A 21,222-nucleotide genomic window follows, 5' to 3' on the forward strand; every position below is an offset into this window, starting at 1 on the left:
TTGCTTCACTCCTCCTTAAAACCTATGAAACTCAACATTCTCCCCGTCTTACCTTGATCACGACGATGAGAGAAAAATAATTGTTCTTCACAGCTTGTACAAAGAGATGACATTACAATATGTTCTTCTTTTATACCTGCTTGTACACATAATATACGATTAACTTCTTTTAAATTAATTGCATACTGACCATCAGAAATTACTTTATAGGGAACAGATCCGTTTACTACTTGCTGTGCTGCTGTTAATACACGATCATCAACAACATAACAACATGATCCGATTGCAGGACCAATTGCGACATGAATTTCATCACTTGAAACACCTTCTGCATTCCACTTTTGAATCATTTCTTTCGCAATCTCTGTTACAGTCCCTTTCCACCCAGCATGCGCAAGTCCTATCATATCATGTGATGGTGCATAAAAATAGAGCGGAACACAATCAGCGTAACAAGATGTTAAGAGAACATCTTTGTTAGTCGTATAAATGCCATCCGTTTTTGGAATACCGTCTTCATATGAATAAACGCCTTTCCCTTTTTCTTGCAGTCCTACTTTCTCAACATGATGGTCATGAACTTGTTCAGAGCAAATCCATTTTTCTAATGGTTTTTGTAACTTATTCGCTAAAATGCGTCTGTTTTCATGAACATTCTCCACGATATCATTCACATGTAATCCTAAATTCATCGCATGAAAGGAGCCTGTACTTACTCCACCATCTTTTGTCGTAAATCCAACAGTAATGTTTCCAAGTTCTTTCCACGCTTGTAAATACAGTATACCGTCCACATATTTAAATGGTTCTCTCATAAAGCGGCTCCTTTTAATTAAAATAACAGAAAAAAGCATGGTACTTCCTGTCTATTTTACCATACTTTTATTTTTTCATAATGACAACTGAAAAAAAAGGGGAATTTGTAATATTCTTTATGAAATTGTCGGTGTTTGTATTGATTCTGTTACAGAATTAATATTATCTACTCTGACAAGTATGACATCTTCCCCAATTTTCATAATTTGCTCCCAAGGAATCACAAATTCTACTTCCTTTCCAAAGAGTCCTAGCATACGTGTCTGCTTGGAAATAATAACTGCCCTAATCTTCCCTGTGTCTATATCAAAATCAATATCTCCAATATTTCCAAGCCTTTTTCCATCTAAAATATTTACAACATCCTTCATTTGAAACTCCGAAATTCGTATCATATTCATCCTCTCCCTTATATCATGAATCATAAGTACGATCTCAAATAAAGTGAAACCTTAATCAGTGGGATTTTTCCCATCCCTACTGATTATTAGCCCATGCTAATCGGACTTTTTCGGTTAGCTCCGCTTCCATCTAACTTCTTACTTCAGCCGAATTTTGAAGCGGGTAAACAGTATATAACCGCTACTAATAGAACATCTATTTTATTTTCATTATATGAACCTACCCACTCTACTATGAGAGCAAAATATTATATATAAAAAAGGCCTCACCATAACTGGTGAGGACCTTATCCTTGAATCGTCTTATTCATTTGCTTAATAGCAGACTTCTCCAAACGTGATACTTGTGCTTGAGAAATCCCGATTTCTTCGGCAACTTCCATCTGTGTCTTTCCTTGGAAGAACCGTTTTCGAATAATCATTTTCTCACGATCATTCAAACGCTTCATCCCTTCTTTCAACGCTAGTTCTTCAACCCACTGCTCGTCCTTTTGTTTTTCATCACTTAACTGATCCATAACAAAGATAGGATCTCCTCCATCATTATAAATCGGTTCAAATAATGAAACTGGATCTTGAATAGCATCTAACGCAAAGACAATTTCTTCATGTGTCACTTCAAGAACTTTGGCAATATCCATTGCTGTTGGTTCTTTGGAATTTTCAGCAATCAATTTTTCTCTTACTTGCAACGCTTTATACGCAATATCTCGTAATGAGCGAGATACGCGAATTGGATTGTTATCACGCAAATATCTGCGTATTTCCCCAATAATCATCGGCACAGCATACGTTGAAAATTTTACATTTTGGCCTAAATCAAAGTTATCAATGGATTTCATAAGTCCAATGCAACCAACTTGAAATAAATCATCAACATATTCTCCTCTGTTATTAAATCTTTGGATGACGCTCAGTACAAGACGTAAGTTTCCATTCACTAATTTCTCTCTGGCGCTTATCTCTCCACTTTGCATTTCACGAAATAATTTACGCATCTCTTCATTTTTTAGTACTGGAAGTTTAGCTGTATCAACACCGCAAATTTCTACTTTGTTTCTCGTCAAAGTGTTCCCTCCTATCGGGAGTTGCTGTACAGTGTAAAGTATTTCCTTTGAAGGGGATTTTATGCATACGGTTTTCCCATCGTTTTTCACAAACATCATATTTCCTAATGCACAAAAAGAGAATAAGACCAGTCTAGATACCGACTGGTCTTATTCTTCACACCATTTTATTAAATTCTTTTCGTAATCTTTTTATAATTCTTTTTTCCAAACGAGAAATATATGACTGTGAAATTCCAAGCATATCAGCCACATCTTTTTGTGTCTTCTCTTCGCCACCAGCGAGTCCAAACCGAAGCTCCATAATTTGTTTTTCACGATCATTTAATTGATGCAATGCTTTCATTAAAAGATGACGATCTACAGTAGCTTCTAAATCTTTTGTAATAATGTCATCATCTGTACCTAACACATCTGATAATAACAGTTCATTTCCGTCCCAATCAATGTTAAGCGGTTCATCAAAAGAAACTTCCGAACGATTTTTATTATTTCGACGCAAATGCATTAAAATTTCATTTTCTATACAACGAGATGCATATGTTGCTAATTTAATTTTCTTTTCTGGATTAAATGTATTCACTGCCTTAATAAGACCAATTGTTCCTATACTAATCAAATCCTCAATATTTATCCCTGTATTTTCAAATTTTCTTGCTATATATACAACAAGCCGTAGATTACGTTCAATAAGCATCGACCTGGCAGCTTGATCTCCATTTGGTAATTTATTCAAAAGAACTGCCTCTTCGTCTTTCGTTAACGGCGGTGGCAACGCTTCACTTCCGCCAATATAATAAATTTCATCGGTCTTAATTCCTAATTTCAGCAATACTTTATACCAAAGGTATACCAAATAAAATTTAAATTTCACCATATTATCCCGCCTCTCATAATTAAGCAATTACCATCTTTTGCGAAATCAACATTTTCGGATGTACAATGCATTGATACTCTCCATTGGTAGATAATTGTTGTGTATTTAATCCAATCAGTACTTTGTTTACAACAACCAAACCTTCATGATAAACTTGCACACAATCTGGCTTAATTGCCCATAAAAATTGATTCTCTACTCCTACTGCTCGGAAAGGAATTAAACGTAGTTTCGTCGCCCACCCAGAATCATTTTCTGGTATTTGAGGAATTTCTGTTTTGGAATAAATTTGTTCTGTTAACCAAGCTGGCAAACAATGTTCTAATGATGAAATATGCATAATCATAACGGGTGTTTTTGTTAACGGGTCATAAAGTTGGTTCCCACTATCAATTAGACCTGCTAGTTCTAGTTCCTCTCCAGCTAATTGAATTTTCACTTTCACGATTTGATCATAGTGTATCTTTGTGACCTCTACGCTTTCTATACGCTTTTTAGAAAAATAATAAATTACTGGAAAACCAAAAATAACAAACAACCAACTAATTGGATCACCGTAAGAAACTGATTTAGATTGAACTAACCCATTTACCATTTCGTTCGTTTGCAAAAAGTAATGCGTTCCAATTAATCCTCCACCAACCATAAAGGTTACAAAATAGAAAGTAAAAACAGTTTGTGCATAATTTCTAAATGTTGAAAACCCAAATGCTGTATACACAATAAGTAACGAATACAATAGTTTCATAATTGGATGTGTCATCATAGAAGCAAAAGGCGTAAAGGCGAAAATAACAATAGTTGAACCTATAAATGCCCCTAACACAAGCCTCCATCTTTTGATTCTCTTTTTTAACACGGTGGCTGTTAATAAAAGTAAAAGAAAATCAATGCAGGCGTTTAACAACCAAACAATGTCGGCGTAAACAACCAAACAATTCACCTCTTTTTTTAAGTTGAGACTAGTATAATGCATATCCAATAGGAAAGTGTGTCAATTGGTGGAGGGGTTTTTTTTGTTATTTTGTGATTTCTAGACATAATCTGTCGGTAAAAAATAAAAGTGTATTTTTCATAGAATAATATAAATTTCTTACCTGTATACATAATAATTGAATTATATATATACAAAGTTTATCTTGCTATTTGCGTGCAGTAACACCCCTGCCTCAAAATTCAGCTACAAAAAAGTACAGAAGTTAAGCGGGAGTCGGGCTAACAATCATTTTGGATGAACAATCCCTACTAATTAAAGTTTCACTTTATTTATCACAGCTTATAGCTTAAAAATAGGACTGGGCTCTCCATATGCAAAATAATAAAAAAAGATCTGCTAAGCAGATCTTTTCCATTTAGACAACAAAAAAAGGAGCATGAAAGCTCCTTTTTTTTTATCGTCTACGACGGTTACGTAAGAATGCTGGAATATCGATGTCATCTGAATCTGTATGACGATCATGCACAACCGGCTCTTCACGTTTCATTTCACGCTTAACTTCACGTTGTTTTGAAGGTTGAGCTACTTGTTGTTGTTGCTGTTGCGTGTGATTCGCAGTCGGACGGATAATTGGTTTTGGTGGCTGCGTCGAAGCACTATCATCAAAACCAGTTGCAATTACAGTGACAACGATATCATCTTTTAATCCTTCATTAATAACAGAACCGAAGATCATATTTACTTCTGGATCCGAAGCTGAAGCTACAATGTCTGCTGCTTCTTGTACTTCATATAAACTTAAGTTTGCGCCGCCCGTAATGTTCATAATAACACCTTGAGCTCCATCAATAGATGTTTCTAGTAATGGACTAGAAATCGCTTTTTTCGCAGCTTCAGCTGCACGATTTTCACCATTACCAGAACCGATACCCATTAAAGCAGAACCTCTATTAGACATAATTGTTTTTACGTCTGCAAAGTCTAAGTTGATTAGACCTGGTGTAGCAATTAAATCAGAAATACCTTGAACACCTTGACGTAATACGTTATCTGCTTCACGGAACGCTTCTAACATTGGCGTATTTTTATCAACAATCTCTAATAAGCGATCATTTGGAATTACAATAAGTGTATCTACATTTTCTTTAAATGACGCAATACCGGATGCAGCTTGAGTTGCACGTTTACGTCCTTCAAATGTAAATGGGCGTGTTACAACACCAACTGTTAACGCACCTAGTTCTTTTGCAACTTGAGCAACAACTGGAGCTGCACCAGTTCCAGTTCCGCCGCCCATACCAGCAGTTACGAAGACCATATCCGCGCCACGAAGCGCTTCTTGAATCTGTTCTTTACTTTCTTCTGCAGCTTTTTTCCCTACTTCAGGGTTTGCGCCTGCACCAAGTCCACGCGTTAATTTTCCACCAATTTGCATTTTCGTTTCAGCTTTTGATAGATTTAATGCTTGTGCATCAGTATTCACAGCGATAAAGTCTACACCTTGTACACCGTGTTCAATCATACGGTTTACAGCATTGTTTCCGCCACCGCCGACACCGATAACTTTTATATTCGCTAATTGATCTTGAGTAGTATCAAACTCTAACATGTCGAAATCCCCCTAGAACCTCATTTTTCGTGTCCAATTTTAATCCCATAAATAACGGAATACACGTTTTACTTTTGACATCATGCGGTCATCATTTTGATTAGTATTGTTTTGATTACGATTTTTCTGTTTCGCAGGTTGCTGTTGTACCGGCATTGGTGCTGGTACTGGTTCAAAATGTTCTTGCTTTTCCTGCACATTTTTCCCACGTAATTTAGCTTTTTGATAAGAATGTTTAATTAATCCAACTCCACTTGTATATTGGGGCTCACGAACACCAATATAATCAGGCGTTGCTATACGAACATTTTCATGTAAAATATCGTATGCAAGATCAAGAACACCTGGCATAGAAGCTATCCCACCAGTTAGTACATATCCAGAAGCTACTTGCTTTACTCCTAACTTACGCACTTCATCTTGAACAAACATTAAAATTTCCTCTACACGAGCCTCTATTATATCCGATAATTCCAACTGAGAATATTGTTCTGTTTGATCGCTTCCCATAATAGGAACCGTAAACATCTCTTCTTCAGATGCTGTATCATAAAAAGCATGTCCATATTTCAGCTTAATTTGATCTGCATTTTCTGTTGAAGTTTTCAGCCCAATCGCTATATCCTTCGTTATATGATCTCCACCTAATGGCAATACGCTCGTTGCTTGCAACTCTCCATCTTTAAAAATAGATAAGGTTGTAGATCCTCCACCCATATCAACAAGGGCTACCCCTCTATGTCTTTCATCCGAAGATAACGCAACTGTCGCTGCCGCTAAAGGTTGCAGACAAATATCAACAATTTCAAGACCTGATTTTTCTACACAACGAAGTAGGTTATGTAGTAAAGTTCTCGAGCCTGTAATAAGTGTACCTTCCATTTCTAATCTTACACCGATCATCCCGCGTGGATCGTTAATCTCGTCAAGACCGTCTACAATGAACTGTCGAGGTACCACATCAATAAATTCACGTTCAGGAGCAATTGACACAACTTGCGCTGCATCTAGAACGCGTAAGACATCTTCATTCCCGATTTCACGATCTTCATTTGAAACAGCGACTACTCCGTGACACGGAAGCAACTGTACCTGGTTTGCATTGACACCGACTACAACTTGCTCAATGTGGATACCCACCATGCGCTCAGCCTGTTCAATTGCTTTTTTAATTGATCGAACAGTTTCATCTATATCAACTATCGATCCCTTCTTCAAACCATTTGATTTTACGTTTCCAACACCAATAATGTTTAAGCTATCATTAACCATTTCACCAATGATGACTTTAACATTGGATGTACCGATGTCAAGACTAACATATATTTCATTGCTGTTCATTCTTTGGCACCTCCTTCTTTATTTATACCATACAACTCAATATATGGAACAACAATCGCAACTTTACTATTTATAAGAAAAATATTCAACGTCTTTATACGTTTCCCTTTTTTAACCCTATATTTTTCTTATTTTTATTTAACATTCATTTAAGAATATCTCAGTAACCTGTGAATAACTGCTTTATCTTGAAATAATTATATTTCAAGTGTAAAGATTACCGCCAAGTATAAGTCTACACTAAGATGTACTTGTAGAAAAGTGAAACTTGTACCAATCCTAGTATGAATCTAAGAAAATTTACATTTTCTTCATCAAATTAAGCATTCTTGCAAATTACCATCCATATAAAAGAACGTTTGTTTCATTTCACACGTAATAACGTAGTACAAACTATCATTCTATTCTTTCTTTTCTTCAGCACCTAGTTCCTTCGTATATGCACCCACTTCTAAGTCAATTAAAACCTTCTTACCAGGTTCAATTGTTTTTAAAATAAGGGGATAAGCTTCCATTCGCTTTGCGAAATTTTGAATAGTGGTGCTCACTTCATATCCTTCATTCATATATAAAGTAAGATGATCTTCATTTGCGTTCGTTGGTGTATAACGAATTTCAGAAATAGACCTTAAAATAGTCGGCGTTAATTTTTCTAGTTCTGCAATTAATTCCTTCATTTTTTCCTCTTTAAACGGTTCAAAAATTGGTGCTGCAACTGGAAGTTTTCCGTTCGGAAGTACATCGAGTGTTTTCCCATTTTCTAATAACGGTTGTAATTTCCCATCTTTGTTTATATACCCAATTGTTAAATATTCTTCGATATGAACATCAATTTTGTTTGGGAAACGTTTTTTTACATTTACCGCTTTAATTTCTTTTCGTTTCGTTAAGTTTTCTTCTGCTTTATGTGCTGTTACTCGGAAATAACTCGTATCATATGTCACACCTGATTCCTTCATAACTTGTTCATCTGTCATATAATGATTTCCAAACACACTTATCTTTTTTATATTACTAAGCGGAGACCGAAAATAAATTAAAAAGAGTACTAATAAAAATAAAATCGATATGTATAAAATTAACCGATGATTAACAGGTTTCTTATTCTTTTTCTTTTGATTCTTTAATTTTGGTACACGATCTTGTAGTTTAATCACTTTACTATTTTTCATGTACGATCCCCCTATGTAACATAAAGAACGGCATGTTCCTCATGCCGTTCTTATCTTCTTATTATAACATAAATGATAATGAGCGGAACGAACAACCGTTATCTTCCAATTATTTCTACTTCTGTATGCATATCGACACCAAATTTATCCTTAATTGTATGCTTTATCAATGCGATCAAGTCTAATACATCTTGTGCTGAAGCCACACCAGTATTAACAATAAAATTTCCATGCATTTCAGAAATTTGAGCTCCACCTATCTTATAGCCACGAAGCCCTGCTTTTTCTATTAAATCTCCTGCAAAATATGGGACTGGATTTCGAAATATACTTCCTGCACAAGGGTGATTCCAAGGTTGCGTTTCACGGCGATACTCTTTATTCTTTTGCATGCTTCTTACAATTTCCTCGCGTTCGCCTACCTCCAATTGGAATTCAGCTTCTAAAACAATACCAGGGCGTTTCATTTGCAATACAGATGTGCGATAAGAAAATCCCATTTCGGTATTCGTCAACCAATTAATTGTTCCATTTTCAAACAAAATACGAGCTTTCGTTAATACACTCGATATGTCGGACTTATGAGCACCTGCATTCATATACACTGCACCGCCAACACTTCCTGGAATACCACTTGCAAATTCCAAGCCAGCTAATCCCTGTCGACTAAGTAAAGTTGACAATTTAATAAGGGGGTATCCAGCACCAACTCTTACTCTATGTTTTTCGACTTCTAAGTGATCTAATCCTTCTCCTAAACGAATAACCACACCTTCTATACCTTGATCAGATACGAGAAGGTTTGAACCACGACCAATTGCAGTCCACCCTGTCTTGTACTTCTTTACTAACTCTAACGTCTTCTCAATACCAGCAACATGCTTTGGCACAATTAAAATATCAGCTGGTCCGCCTATTTTCATAGTCGTGTAACGCGCTAACGGTTCATTAACTAACACATGGCCAACATTTGCTTCTAAAAGCTCTTTTACTAATTGTTCCATAGACAATCTCCCCCATATTAAGTCTCCTTATGACAGTAATATGCAGGGCGTTCACCTAATGTTATTTTTTAATAAGCTTGTTCATTACTTCATATAGCTTATTTGCTGCATCTGGAATACCAAGTTGCTTAGTAGCCAGTTTCATATTTTGTAATGTTTGTGTATCCAATAAAATCTCATCAATGTCACGAATAAGCGTTTCAGATGTTAAATCTTTTTCAAGTAGCATTTTAGCTGCTCCTTTATCAACAACTGATCGTGCATTTTTTTCTTGATGGTTATTTGTTACATACGGACTTGGAATTAATACACTTGGCTTTCCTAACGCTGTTAATTCTGCAAGCGTTGTAGCCCCTGCTCTTGAAACAACAAGATCTACACCAGTCAGTACCTCTGGCATATTATGAATAAAAGGTTTAATAATAACATTATTCGGATTCCCTTTTTGTTTCACGGCTTCCATAACTTTATCATAATGTACTTCGCCTGTTACATATAATACTTCGTAACTTTTATTCCCAAATTGTTCAATCGCTTCTACAAAAGCATCGTTAATCGGTCTAGCACCGCGACTCCCACCAAAAATAAGCACGGATTTTTTAGAAAGGGATAGTCCTACCGAACGTTTTCCTTTCATTCCATTTTGGTCCATTACTTCTGATGCACGTGGATTACCTGTCATAACCACTTTTGACTGTGGGAAATGTTCTGCAGCTGCTTCAAAGCAAACTGCAACTTTATCGACATAACGACTTAAAAATTTATTCGTTACACCAGGTACACTATTTTGTTCATGTACAATAGTCGGAATACCTAATTTAGCCGCAGCATATACAACTGGCCCACATACGTATCCACCCGTACCAATCACAATATCAGGGTTAAAACGACGAATATATCGTTTACTATCTTGAACACCTTTTAGGAAACGCATCACTGTTTTTACATTATCAAGAGATATTTTTCGTTTAAATCCACTTATAACAATAGATTGGAACGGAATACCCGCTTTCGGTACGATGGTACTCTCTAATCCATTCTCTGTACCAATGTATAAAAATCTTGCTTCCGGATTTAGTTTTTTTATTTCTCTAATTAAAGCAAGAGCTGGATAAATATGTCCTCCAGTACCCCCACCACTTACTAATACTCGCACTACTGATTCCTCCACTTCCCTGTTCTTATTCAATCGTATTTATTTCTATATACATATTGTATTTTCACACACACACGAAAAACCCTGTCTTTTAAACAGGGTTTAATAGCGAGAATGGCGACTTATATTCAATAATACACCTACTGCCATTAACATTAAGGTCAAACTTGATCCACCATAACTTAAAAACGGCAAAGTAATACCCGTAACAGGCATCAGTCCTGTTACAACACCTACATTAATCATTACTTGAATCGCAATCATCGCCACAATACCTACTGCTAAAAACGTACCATATAAATCTGGCGCTCCTAATGCTATACGAATCCCGCGCCATAATAATAGACTAAATAATAATAACACAAATGAACCACCAATAAAACCTAATTCCTCGGATAAGATTGCAAATATAAAGTCTGTTTGTGGTTCAGGTAAATAAAGAAATTTTTGTCTACTTTGTCCAAGTCCAAGCCCAAATAAACCACCAGGTCCAATTGCGAGTAACGATTGGATAATTTGAAATCCACTTCCGAGCGGATCCGACCACGGATCTAAATATGATGTAATGCGTTTCATTCGATATGGTGCTGATGCAATTAACCCTACAAATCCCGCTGCACCAAGCAAACCAAACATTGCAAAGTGAAAAACCCTTGCTCCCGAAATGAATATCATAATAATACATGTCCCAACCATTACCGTTCCCGTACCAAGATCTGGTTGTAACATAATCATCCCAAAAGCAAGAAATACAAAACTAAGAGCCGGTAGCAAACCTCGTTTAAACGATGTAATTAATTTTTGTCGTTCCGCTAAAAATTTTGCTAAGAAAATAATCATCGCGAATTTCATAAACTCTGACGGTTGGATAGAAAATGCTCCGATTCCAATCCAACTTCGCGCTCCCCCACGAACGAGGCCTACTCCAGGAATAAGAACGAGAATAAGAAGAACGAAACAAACTAGTAAAATTACTTTTGAATACGTACGCCACACCCAATAATCAATTTTCATGAGAGAAAACATAGCTACTACCCCAAGACTTGCAAATAACAATTGTCTTTTTGCAAAAAAGAATGAATCCCCCATTTTATAAGAGGCCCAAACCGCACTCGCACTATAAACCATAATCATTCCGATTGTTAACAACGCAAGTGTAACGATGATGAGAATAAAATCAGGCGTTTTCTTCATTACCCATGTACACCACCTCTTTGGGCAGAACCTTTGCCCTATGTAACAAAACATCAGTAGGTGTTAGCCTACTGATGTTTTGATTTACTTTATATAAGTTTATGCACAGCTTGTATAAAAATGTCTCCTCTTTCTTCAAATGTTTTAAATTGATCCCAGCTTGCACATGCTGGTGAAAGAAGTATAACATCACCATCAGTAGAATGAGCATAAGCCTTCACTACTGCATCATCTAAAGTATCGACACTTTCAATTACATCTAATCCTGCTTTTTCTGCCGCTCTTACTAATTTTGGGGCAGTTTGTCCAAATGTTACAATCGCTTTGACATGTTTAAAGTATGGAATTAAATCATCAAATTCATTACCACGATCAAGTCCACCAGCCAATAATACAATCGGTTGTGTAAATGCAGATAATGCTTTTTCTGTCGCTAGCATATTCGTCGCTTTTGAATCATTATAAAATTTACGATTATTAATCGTTGTTACATATTCTAAGCGATGTTTTACACCTGTAAAACTTTTTAACACAGCAGTAATTGCTTCATTAGAAACACCTAGTAATTTAGCAATACTCATTGCTGCTAAAATATTTTCTAAATTGTGCTTACCAGGTAAAACAATATCGCTTACTTTAACTACTTTTTCGCCTTTAAAATAAAGAGCGTTATCTTTTATATATGCACCATCTTCGATTTCTTTCGTAGTCGAGAATAGTACTTTTTGCCCTTTACTATAAGCAGATAAAGCCATCACATCTGCATCATCTGCATTTATTACACTATAATCGTTTTCTTTTTGGTTTTTGAAAATATTCGCTTTCGCCAAACCATACTCTTTCTTCGTCCCGTGATAATCTAAATGCGCTTCAAATAAATTTAAAAAGGCTGCAATTTTAGGCTGGAAGGATTCTACTCCCATCAATTGAAACGATGAAAGTTCCGTAACGACAACTTCATTTTCTTTCGCCAATTGTGCAACTTCACAAGCTACAGTACCTATATTCCCCGCAATAACTGGGTACTTTTGTCCTTCTTTTAACATTTCAAACGTTAACATTGTCGTTGTTGTTTTGCCGTTAGATCCCGTAATCCCAACAAACGGTGCTGCTGAAATGCGATATGCTAATTCAACCTCAGTTACAATTGGAATTTGCTTTTCCTTCGCCGCCACTAAGAGTGGATTAGAATATGGAATTCCTGGGTTTTTTACGACAAGTGAAATGTTTCTCTCCAGCAATTCTAACGGATGCCCACCACATATAACATCCATTCCTTCCGCTTGTAACTCAGCAGCAAGCACATTACCCACTAATGGTTTCCCATCATTTACAATGACGTTTGCCCCTAATTTTTTTAATAAAGTAGCTGCTGCATAACCACTTTTAGCAATACCTAATACAAGAACATTTTTATTTTGATATTCAGTTACAGTTTTCAATTACATCCACACCCCGATATAAATTCCTAGCACAGCTAATAAAAATCCTACAGACCAAAACGTTACAACAACGCGCCACTCTGACCAACCACATAATTCATAATGATGATGTAATGGACTCATTTTAAAGACACGCTTTCCTGTTGTTTTGAACGAAATAACTTGGATAATAACAGATAAAGTTTCCGCTACGAATACACCGCCAATAATAACGAGTAACAATTCTTGTTTTAACAAAATCGCTACAGCTGCGATAGCACCACCTAAAGCTAGAGAACCTGTATCCCCCATAAATACTTTCGCTGGATTCGCATTGAATACTAAAAAGCCAAGTACAGCTCCTACAACTGCCATACAGAAAATAGCTACCCCAAATTGTTCTTGAGCTACAGCAATAATACTAAATGCTCCGAATGCAATAGCAGCTGTTCCTGATAATAAACCATCTAAACCATCTGTTAAATTAACCGCATTTGATCCACCAATAAGCATAAATAATACAAGAACAAAATATGCCCAGCCTAATTCAAATTTAACATCAGTTCCCGGAATCATGATATAAGTGTGAAACGCTTGCCCTTTTCCAATTAAAAAGAACGCAATAGCAATTACAAGCTGACCAATCAATTTTTGTTTTGATGTTAAACCAAGATTTCTTTTCTTTACTACTTTTATGTAGTCATCTAAAAATCCGATTAATCCGTACCCAAATGTAACTAATAATAACAATGATACTTCTGCACCTAAATTGTTAAATTTAATCGCCATAATAAGCGTAGTCACCATCATAGATACATATATGACAATACCACCCATCGTTGGTGTCCCTGATTTCTTTTGGTGTGACTTCGGTCCTTCGTCACGAATACTCTGTCCGAACTTTAACTTTCTTAAAAATGGAATAAATAATGGCGAAAGGGCAACAGAAATTAAGAATGCTACCCCAGCCGTTACTAATAAACCTTGTTCAAGCACATGTAGTCCTCCTCTCATGCTGTTACACTTCGTTGTTTAAACGCTCTGTGATTGCTTCTTTAGCGACTTCACGATCGTCAAAATGATGAACTTCTTTACCAATAATTTGATACGTTTCATGCCCTTTACCAGCAATAATAATAATATCTTCAGCTTTCACTTTCGAGATAGCTGAACGTATCGCTTCTTTTCGATCGACAATTACTTCATAATTATTCCCATTTGCATCATTTACCATATCATCTAAAATAGCCTTCGGATCTTCACTTCTTGGATTATCTGATGTATAAATCGCATGAGTTGCATATTCGGTTGCAACACTTGCCATTATTGGTCTTTTCGTTCTATCTCTATCACCACCGCAACCAACGATACAATATACATCACCTTTTGCAAACTGTTTTGCTGTTTTTAGTACGTTCTCTAAGCTATCAGGTGTATGTGCATAGTCAACAATAACTGTGTAATTTTGTCCACCATCAACAACTTCAAAACGTCCAGGAACGCCAGCAAGCTCTTTAATTACATCAATAATTGTTTGTAAGCTCACTCCTGAAACAAGACCTGCTGCTGTAGCAGCTAACACGTTGTATACATTAAACTTACCAATTAATTTCATCGTAACATTTACAGTTTCATACGGTGTTACAAGTGTAAATGTTGTACCTCCACTCGTCATCACGATATCTCGTGCCATAATGTCGCTTGCAAAATCTATACCGTATGTTACAACAGTAGCTGCTGTACTTCTCATATACTCTTCTGCTACTGGATCATCGCTGTTTAATATAGCGTATTTTTCACGATTATGATGATAACTATTGCCAAGCTGTGCAAAAAGCAACCCTTTCGCATGTTTATATTCTTCCATCGTTTTATGATAGTCTAAATGATCTTGTGTTAAATTCGTAAATACTGCAACATCGTAATCGCACCCGTGTACACGGCCAAGATCTAAAGCATGAGACGAAACTTCCATTACTGTACTATCCACACCTTGTTCAACCATTTTTGAAAATGTCTGTTGAAGTGTTAGTGCATCTGGTGTTGTATTTTTCACCTCAAATGTTTCATCACCGATTTTCATATTAATCGTTCCAATTAGCCCTGTTTTATGACCATGTGCGCGCATAATTTCATCCATAATATGCGATGTTGTTGTCTTTCCATTTGTACCTGTAATACCGATTAAATGTAACTTGTGTGTTGGTTGGCCATAAAAATAATCAGCTAAAACCGCTAGCGAACGAAAAGTATTTTTCACAAGTACAACTGGAACGTCAACATCAATTGGTCTTTCCGCAACAATAGCAGCCGCTCCTTGTGCGGCTGCTTGCTTAGCAAAGTCATGGCTATCAACCGTATATCCTTTCATACATATAAATAAGCTTCCCTCTTTCACTTTACGTGAATCCGCTTCAATAGATGTTATTTCTGGATTTTCTGTTGGAACAACTGGAAAATCATGCAAACATGATACAAGTGTATGCAACTTCATTTCACTAAACCCTCTCTACATTGTTTATTTATCTCTTATTTTAGCAAGTAACACGTTACCTCCTAGTTATATAAAAATAGGAGGTAAGTGCTACTATAGTCTAATCAATAGATTTATTTATTAATGAGACACTTATCGTCTCAAATAAAGCAATTTTTCTATAAAGAACTCACTTCCACCAATTGTACCATAAAACACAATCAGTTACCTTTAATTCCCGAAGTAAATTCTAACTTTTGAACCCTCTTTTACTTTAGCTCCTGCTTCTGGTGATTGTTTAATTACTTTCCCACCATCACCACTTATATCAAGCTTCAAGTCTACAAGTTGCGTTTGTAAATCTTTCTTTTTCATACCAATTAAATTCGGAACTTCCACAGTTGGTGTATCGCCCCATTTATATTCTTTCTCAACTTGCTCTTTTCTCGGTTCCACTCCCATTACAGGAAGTGCGTCACGAAGAATATTCCCAACAATAGGTGCTGCTACCACTCCACCAAATTGAGTGACTCCTTTTGGGTTATCCACTGCTACATAAACAACAATTTGCGGATCGTCAGCTGGAGCAAAACCGATAAATGATACAATATAATTATTATCTAAATATTTTCCATCTTTCACCTTTTGAGCAGTTCCAGTTTTTCCACCTACACGATATCCATCAATATAAGCCCCTTTACCAGAACCTTTCGCTACAACATTCTCTAATGCGTAACGAACTTTCTCTGAAGTTTCCTTGGAAATAACTTCCCTTTTCGCAACAGGTGTCTTTTTGCTAACAACTTGATTATTCTTCGGATCAATAAATTCCTTCGCTATATATGGCTGATACAAAGTTCCACCATTTACAGCGGCCGCTACAGCTGCTACTTGTTGAATCGGTGTAACAGAAACACCTTGCCCAAATGAAGTCGTCGCTTGCTCGACTGGACCAACTTTATCTAAATTAAATAAAATCCCGCTACCTTCACCTTGTAAGTCAATTCCAGTCTTCTGTCCAAAACCGAAATTGCGAATGTATTTAAACAATCGATCTTTACCAAGACGATCACCGAGTTCAATAAATCCTGGGTTACAAGAGTTTTGAACTACCTCTAAAAACGTTTGGCTACCATGGCCTCCAGCTTTCCAACACCGCAATCTAGCTCCACCAACTTCAGCTGCCCCATCATCATAAAATGTATCTTTCTCTAAGTCTACCAAATTTTCATTCAAGGCTGCAGCTAATGTAATAATCTTAAATGTTGACCCCGGCTCATACGTACTCCATACAGGTAAGTTTCTGTTATATACTTCCGGAGAAACACTTTGGAAATCTGCTGGATCAAAACTTGGTCGACTTGACATACCTAAAATTTCACCATTTTTCGGATTCATTGCAATTGCTATCATACCGTCAGGATTATACGTTGATTCCGCAATATTCATTTCTCTTTCCATAATCCTCGTAATGCGTGAATCAATTGTTAATCCTAAATTCAAGCCGGCTTCTGGTTTTTTGAAATCATCTCCTACGTTAGGCATTCTCTGTCCTTTCGCGTCTGCAAAAAATCGCACATGACCTTTATCACCATTTAGCTCTTTATCATAATATTTCTCTAGTCCCATAAGCCCTTGATTATCACTGCCCGCAAATCCTAATACGTGTGATAAAAAATTTCCGAATGGATAGTACCGGATAGAATCCTCTGCGATGTACACACCCTTTAAACTTAATCCGCGTACTTCTTTCGCTTTGTCATGCGATATTTTCCTTCCGCCTTTATCAAGCCTTACAATCGATTCTTTTTTTGTAATCCGCTTATAAACATCATCTTTTTCCACACCTAATACTGCAGCTAACTTCTCTGCAGTCTCTGCTGGTTTTTCAATTTGTCTCGGCACAACAAAGACGGTCGGTGCACTTTTATTCGTAGCAAGCTCCACACCATTTCGATCTAAAATTTTCCCTCGCTCTGGTTCAAAAGTAATATTACGACTCCATGAATCCTTCGCACGATCCGTTAACATATTTCCAAGAAAAAATTGCACATATCCAAGACGAATATCGATGATGGTGAAAATGAGTATACCCGATATAAGTATAAAAATAAGTCGTTTCCTAACCGTTACATTTGATACACGCATATTGGAACAAGCCTCCCTTACGCCTAGCTTGTTCCAATATATGCTTGTACTTATTTAATTAGAACTTCTTCCCTATTACCATTATGGCTTTTCTGCTTCTTGCTGCGGCTCAAGTGGTGGTACGAGTGTTACACCTAATTCTGTACCGGGTTGCAACAATGTTCCTTCCGCCACACTTTGTTCCGTTACATATCCTGTACCAGAAGGTTTTAAGTTAAGCTTTAATGTTTTTGCTAAATTCATAACATCACGCAGTGCCCATCCCTGTATATTTGGCATTGTAGGCTTATCTCCTACTAAGAAGACTCGATCACCTTTTAATGTTTGTTCAGTTGCTTTTGGAACTTGCTGCTGCACTTTCCCTTCACCTAATACGATTGGACGCAGTTTTGCTTTATCAATTGCTTTTTTCGCTTCATCCATCGTTTTTCCGGTTACATCTGGAACGACAGTTTGTTGCTCTTTCACATATTTTTTCGGGTCTTTTACTTCATTTGGCTTAATCTTTAAATACTCTAAACTATTTTTCGTTACATATTTAAAGATATCAGCTAAAGGTTTAGCCCCGTTTTCATCATCTTTTAATTTCGGCTGTTTAACGGCCACATACACAACAAGTTGTGGATCGTCCATCGGTGCCATACCTAAGAATGAGAATATATAATTCTCTCTTCCCGTCATATAGCCACCTTTCCCGTCAGGAATTTGTGCTGTACCTGTTTTACCCCCGACTGAGTACCCATCAATTTTATATGCAGTTCCTGTTCCTTTCGGTGATGTAACAACACGTTCTAGTAATTGTCTTACTTGCGCGGCTGTCTCTTTGGTAACAGGTTTTCCTACTTCTTCTGGTTTATGCTCTAGCTGTACTTTACCTGTTATTGGATCCACAATTTTATCAATTGTATAAGGTTTCATCATTTTACCATCATTTGCAATCGCTGTTGCAGCTTGTACAAGTTGAATTGGTGTAACTGTAGAACCTTGTCCAAATGCCGTTGTTACTTGTTGGATTTGTTGATCAAATAAAATTGTATTTGACCCTTCACCAGGTAAATCAATGTTTGTTTTTTCATCTAATCCAAAACTGTGAATATATTTTCGAAAACGCTCTGGACCAAGTTTTTGATCCCCTAAAATCGCAAACGCTACGTTTGAAGATCGCTCTACCCCTTCATCAAAAGTAATAGAACCCCATCCAGCGCCGCCGTTATGATCTTTTATTTTGCGATTACCAACTTGATATGTACCAGACTGATAGAAGTCTTGTCCATTGTATACACCTTCATTAATGGCCGCCGCTAATGTAAAAATCTTCATTGTTGATCCCGGTTCAAACGCATTTGCAATGGCGTCGTTGAAGAAATATTCAATTTGACGATCATTAGGGTCATAACTAGGTTTACTAGACATCGCTAATATTTTTCCTGTCTTCGGATCCGCAACAATCCCTATTAAATTTTCTGGTTCATAATGTTTAGTCGCTTCTTTCATTGCGTCTTCTAAATAACTTTGAATACGTTGGTCAAGTGTTAAATACACATTATCTCCATTTTTAGGTGCCTTTACATTCACTTTCCCACCGTCAAGAGATACTCCTTTACGGTCACCTGTATATGCTACCTCTCCATTAGAAGCACCTAAATATTTATCCAAACTCTTCTCTAAGCCAAATTGACCTACTGAGATTCCCTGTTCATCCGGTTTTGCATGTCCTATGACGTAAGATGCGAAATCACCGTTTGGATAAACTCTCGCATTTTCAGTAATAAAAGATATTCCCGGCAATTTCAATGCTTCTATTTGTTCTTTCTTTTCTTTCGTCAAGTCCTTACCCAATGTTCCAAATTCCACTTGACTTTTGCCTTCTTTATTTAAAGTAGCTAAAATTTTATCTTCATCTTTTCCGAGTACTCCTGCGATTTTCTTTGCAGTATCCTCTTTATCCTTAACGGCGTTGGCTCCTTTTAACTCGGCCACAAGTTTATAAGAATTTGCATCTTGCGCTAGGACATGACCATTTTGATCATAAATTGTTCCTCGATTCGCTTCGAGAACTCCTGTTTTACTATGTTTCTGTTCAGCAAGTTTCTTTAAATCATGATTGTCCACTGTTCCTGTTACTTGTATGTAAAAAAATCGGGCTAATAACAGCAAAAAGAGCAGGAGGAAAAATATCATAAAATAACCTGCTCCCTTATTGGTATGAAATTTGGTCATATTTCTCTTCATCTTTTCTTCACACCTATTTGCCTTATTTTAGGCCTTTCACATTATTCGCATTAATTTCTAGCCCATGTTTTTTTGCAACTTCAGCGATACGCTCATAACGACTTAACTTCTCTACTTCAGCCTGCAATTCTTGATTTTCCTTTTGTTTTTTCACAATTTCTTCTTCTATCGTCGCTGCTTCTACATTAACTTGATATAGACCCGCTTTATTCCCAATAAAAGCTACACAGGCATATAATAAAAACCCAATAAACGTTACGTACAATAGCTTTTCAATTCTTGTAATTTTCGTTTTAACTTTTGGCTTAACCATCTGCTGTGGCGGCGCTTGAATTTGTACCTCTTCTTGCGCCTGTTGTTTATACTTTACAGCTAAATTAGTCATACCTCTCTCTCCTTTTTATCGTTTTTCAGCGATTCTCAACTTCGCAGAACGCGCTCGATTATTTTCTTCTAATTCAATGTCAGAAGGTAAAATCGGCTTCCTTGTAATAAGCTTTAATTTCGGCTTAAATTCATCCGGAATAATCGGTAGTCCCTGTGGTAATTGCGGCGTTGTGCTATTTCGCTTAAACGTCGTTTTACAAATACGATCTTCTAAAGAATGGAATGTTATAACGCTAACTCTTCCACCAGGCTTGACCATATCAATTGCAGATTCCAACGCTTCTTCAAATACTTTTAATTCATCATTTACAGCAATACGAATCGCTTGGAATACTCGCTTCGCAGGATGTCCACCTGTTCTACGTGCCGGAGCTGGAATACCTTCTTTAATTAATTCCACTAATTCTCCTGTCGTTTCAATAGCCTTATTCTCGCGATAAGCTTCAATTTTCCTTGTTATTTGCTTTGAAAATTTTTCTTCTCCGTATTGGAAGAAAATTCTTACGAGTTGTTCATATGACCAGCTGTTCACAACATCATATGCTGTTAATGGGGCATCTTGATCCATCCGCATATCTAACGGTGCATCATGATGATAACTAAAGCCACGCTCTGGTGTATCTAATTGTGGGGATGAAACACCTAAATCGAATAAAATCCCGTCTACTTCTGTGATACCTAATTCATGTAGTTTTTCAGATAAATAACGGAAGTTGCTCTTCACTGTTATAAATTGTTCACCATAAGAAGAAAATTTTTCCTTCGCATTTTGAATCGCTATTTCATCTTGATCAAATGCTATTAATTTTCCACCATCTGTTAGCTGAGATAATAAATAAGAACTATGTCCTCCTCCACCCAGTGTACAATCTACATATGTACCACTCGGTTTTATATCTAAGCCATCTACTGTTTCTTTCAAAAGTACTGTTACGTGTTTGAACATTGCTGCACCTACTCTTTTTCCAATTAATTATGTTAAATACA

At 36.6% G+C, this 21,222-nt stretch carries 18 protein-coding genes; all 18 read right to left on the reverse strand.

Going from position 1 to position 21,222, the window contains the following annotated elements:
• Window positions 1–5: 5 nt before the first annotated feature.
• Window positions 6–815, reverse strand: coding sequence for a peptidoglycan editing factor PgeF (pgeF, locus tag EXW56_RS18550; RefSeq protein WP_002111428.1), 810 nt, complete (start codon window positions 813–815; stop codon window positions 6–8).
• Between the two features lie 117 nt (window positions 816–932).
• On the reverse strand, window positions 933–1,211 hold the full coding sequence (locus EXW56_RS18555; protein WP_033708393.1) for a YlmC/YmxH family sporulation protein: 279 nt from the start codon (window positions 1,209–1,211) through the stop codon (window positions 933–935).
• Between the two features lie 293 nt (window positions 1,212–1,504).
• Window positions 1,505–2,284, reverse strand: coding sequence for an RNA polymerase sporulation sigma factor SigG (sigG, locus tag EXW56_RS18560; protein WP_000197755.1), 780 nt, complete (start codon window positions 2,282–2,284; stop codon window positions 1,505–1,507).
• A gap of 157 nt (window positions 2,285–2,441) precedes the next feature.
• Window positions 2,442–3,161, reverse strand: coding sequence for an RNA polymerase sporulation sigma factor SigE (sigE, locus tag EXW56_RS18565; protein ID WP_002111431.1), 720 nt, complete (start codon window positions 3,159–3,161; stop codon window positions 2,442–2,444).
• 19 nt (window positions 3,162–3,180) lie between these two features.
• Window positions 3,181–4,095 carry a sigma-E processing peptidase SpoIIGA gene (gene spoIIGA / locus EXW56_RS18570; protein ID WP_002111432.1) on the reverse strand — a complete coding sequence of 305 codons (915 nt, stop codon included), beginning with the start codon at window positions 4,093–4,095 and terminating at the stop codon, window positions 3,181–3,183.
• 457 nt (window positions 4,096–4,552) lie between these two features.
• Window positions 4,553–5,707 carry a cell division protein FtsZ gene (ftsZ, locus tag EXW56_RS18575; protein WP_215557391.1) on the reverse strand — a complete coding sequence of 385 codons (1,155 nt, stop codon included), beginning with the start codon at window positions 5,705–5,707 and terminating at the stop codon, window positions 4,553–4,555.
• A 39-nt stretch (window positions 5,708–5,746) separates the two neighbouring features.
• Entirely contained in the window at window positions 5,747–7,048 is a 1,302-nt protein-coding gene (gene ftsA, locus EXW56_RS18580) for a cell division protein FtsA (protein ID WP_002111434.1), read from the reverse strand.
• A 401-nt stretch (window positions 7,049–7,449) separates the two neighbouring features.
• Window positions 7,450–8,220 (reverse strand): cell division protein DivIB, encoded by a 771-nt coding sequence (gene divIB, locus EXW56_RS18585; RefSeq protein WP_002111435.1) that lies wholly within the window; start codon window positions 8,218–8,220, stop codon window positions 7,450–7,452.
• 98 nt (window positions 8,221–8,318) lie between these two features.
• Window positions 8,319–9,224, reverse strand: a complete 906-nt coding sequence (gene murB / locus EXW56_RS18590; RefSeq protein WP_215557392.1) for a UDP-N-acetylmuramate dehydrogenase — start codon at window positions 9,222–9,224, stop codon at window positions 8,319–8,321.
• A gap of 61 nt (window positions 9,225–9,285) precedes the next feature.
• Window positions 9,286–10,380, reverse strand: coding sequence for an undecaprenyldiphospho-muramoylpentapeptide beta-N-acetylglucosaminyltransferase (murG, locus tag EXW56_RS18595; RefSeq protein WP_002088269.1), 1,095 nt, complete (start codon window positions 10,378–10,380; stop codon window positions 9,286–9,288).
• 102 nt (window positions 10,381–10,482) lie between these two features.
• On the reverse strand, window positions 10,483–11,574 hold the full coding sequence (spoVE, locus tag EXW56_RS18600) for a stage V sporulation protein E (RefSeq protein ID WP_002111438.1): 1,092 nt from the start codon (window positions 11,572–11,574) through the stop codon (window positions 10,483–10,485).
• Window positions 11,575–11,663: 89 nt separating this feature from the next.
• Window positions 11,664–13,016 (reverse strand): UDP-N-acetylmuramoyl-L-alanine--D-glutamate ligase, encoded by a 1,353-nt coding sequence (gene murD, locus EXW56_RS18605; protein ID WP_002111440.1) that lies wholly within the window; start codon window positions 13,014–13,016, stop codon window positions 11,664–11,666.
• Complete coding sequence (gene mraY / locus EXW56_RS18610) at window positions 13,017–13,991, reverse strand: phospho-N-acetylmuramoyl-pentapeptide-transferase (RefSeq protein WP_002014738.1); 975 nt, start codon at window positions 13,989–13,991, stop codon at window positions 13,017–13,019. It lies immediately after the preceding gene.
• A 22-nt stretch (window positions 13,992–14,013) separates the two neighbouring features.
• Window positions 14,014–15,489: a UDP-N-acetylmuramoyl-L-alanyl-D-glutamate--2,6-diaminopimelate ligase gene (gene murE, locus EXW56_RS18615; RefSeq protein ID WP_215596841.1), complete on the reverse strand. Its 1,476-nt coding sequence runs from the start codon at window positions 15,487–15,489 to the stop codon at window positions 14,014–14,016.
• Between the two features lie 210 nt (window positions 15,490–15,699).
• Window positions 15,700–17,616, reverse strand: a complete 1,917-nt coding sequence (locus tag EXW56_RS18620; RefSeq protein ID WP_002014741.1) for a stage V sporulation protein D — start codon at window positions 17,614–17,616, stop codon at window positions 15,700–15,702.
• 81 nt (window positions 17,617–17,697) lie between these two features.
• Complete coding sequence (locus EXW56_RS18625) at window positions 17,698–19,848, reverse strand: penicillin-binding protein (protein ID WP_087952589.1); 2,151 nt, start codon at window positions 19,846–19,848, stop codon at window positions 17,698–17,700.
• Between the two features lie 22 nt (window positions 19,849–19,870).
• Window positions 19,871–20,233, reverse strand: a complete 363-nt coding sequence (gene ftsL / locus EXW56_RS18630; RefSeq protein WP_002111445.1) for a cell division protein FtsL — start codon at window positions 20,231–20,233, stop codon at window positions 19,871–19,873.
• Window positions 20,234–20,248: 15 nt separating this feature from the next.
• On the reverse strand, window positions 20,249–21,181 hold the full coding sequence (rsmH, locus tag EXW56_RS18635) for a 16S rRNA (cytosine(1402)-N(4))-methyltransferase RsmH (RefSeq protein WP_215557395.1): 933 nt from the start codon (window positions 21,179–21,181) through the stop codon (window positions 20,249–20,251).
• Between the last annotated feature and the right edge of the window lie 41 nt (window positions 21,182–21,222).

The organism is Bacillus mycoides (assembly GCF_018742245.1).
GTDB classification, from domain to species: Bacteria; Bacillota; Bacilli; order Bacillales; family Bacillaceae_G; genus Bacillus_A; species Bacillus_A cereus_U.

Coding starts and splice junctions, on each gene's coding strand:
- sigE (WP_002111431.1), bottom strand. CDS start 3,161: ATGGTGAAATTTAAATTTTATTTGGTATACCTTTGGTATAAAGTATTG.
- ftsZ (WP_215557391.1), bottom strand. CDS start 5,707: ATGTTAGAGTTTGATACTACTCAAGATCAATTAGCGAATATAAAAGTT.
- EXW56_RS18555 (WP_033708393.1), bottom strand. CDS start 1,211: ATGATACGAATTTCGGAGTTTCAAATGAAGGATGTTGTAAATATTTTA.
- ftsA (WP_002111434.1), bottom strand. CDS start 7,048: ATGAACAGCAATGAAATATATGTTAGTCTTGACATCGGTACATCCAAT.
- pgeF (WP_002111428.1), bottom strand. CDS start 815: ATGAGAGAACCATTTAAATATGTGGACGGTATACTGTATTTACAAGCG.
- ftsL (WP_002111445.1), bottom strand. CDS start 20,233: ATGACTAATTTAGCTGTAAAGTATAAACAACAGGCGCAAGAAGAGGTA.
- divIB (WP_002111435.1), bottom strand. CDS start 8,220: ATGAAAAATAGTAAAGTGATTAAACTACAAGATCGTGTACCAAAATTA.
- murE (WP_215596841.1), bottom strand. CDS start 15,489: ATGAAGTTGCATACACTTGTATCATGTTTGCATGATTTTCCAGTTGTT.
- EXW56_RS18625 (WP_087952589.1), bottom strand. CDS start 19,848: ATGAAGAGAAATATGACCAAATTTCATACCAATAAGGGAGCAGGTTAT.
- EXW56_RS18620 (WP_002014741.1), bottom strand. CDS start 17,616: ATGCGTGTATCAAATGTAACGGTTAGGAAACGACTTATTTTTATACTT.
- murB (WP_215557392.1), bottom strand. CDS start 9,224: ATGGAACAATTAGTAAAAGAGCTTTTAGAAGCAAATGTTGGCCATGTG.
- rsmH (WP_215557395.1), bottom strand. CDS start 21,181: ATGTTCAAACACGTAACAGTACTTTTGAAAGAAACAGTAGATGGCTTA.
- spoVE (WP_002111438.1), bottom strand. CDS start 11,574: ATGAAGAAAACGCCTGATTTTATTCTCATCATCGTTACACTTGCGTTG.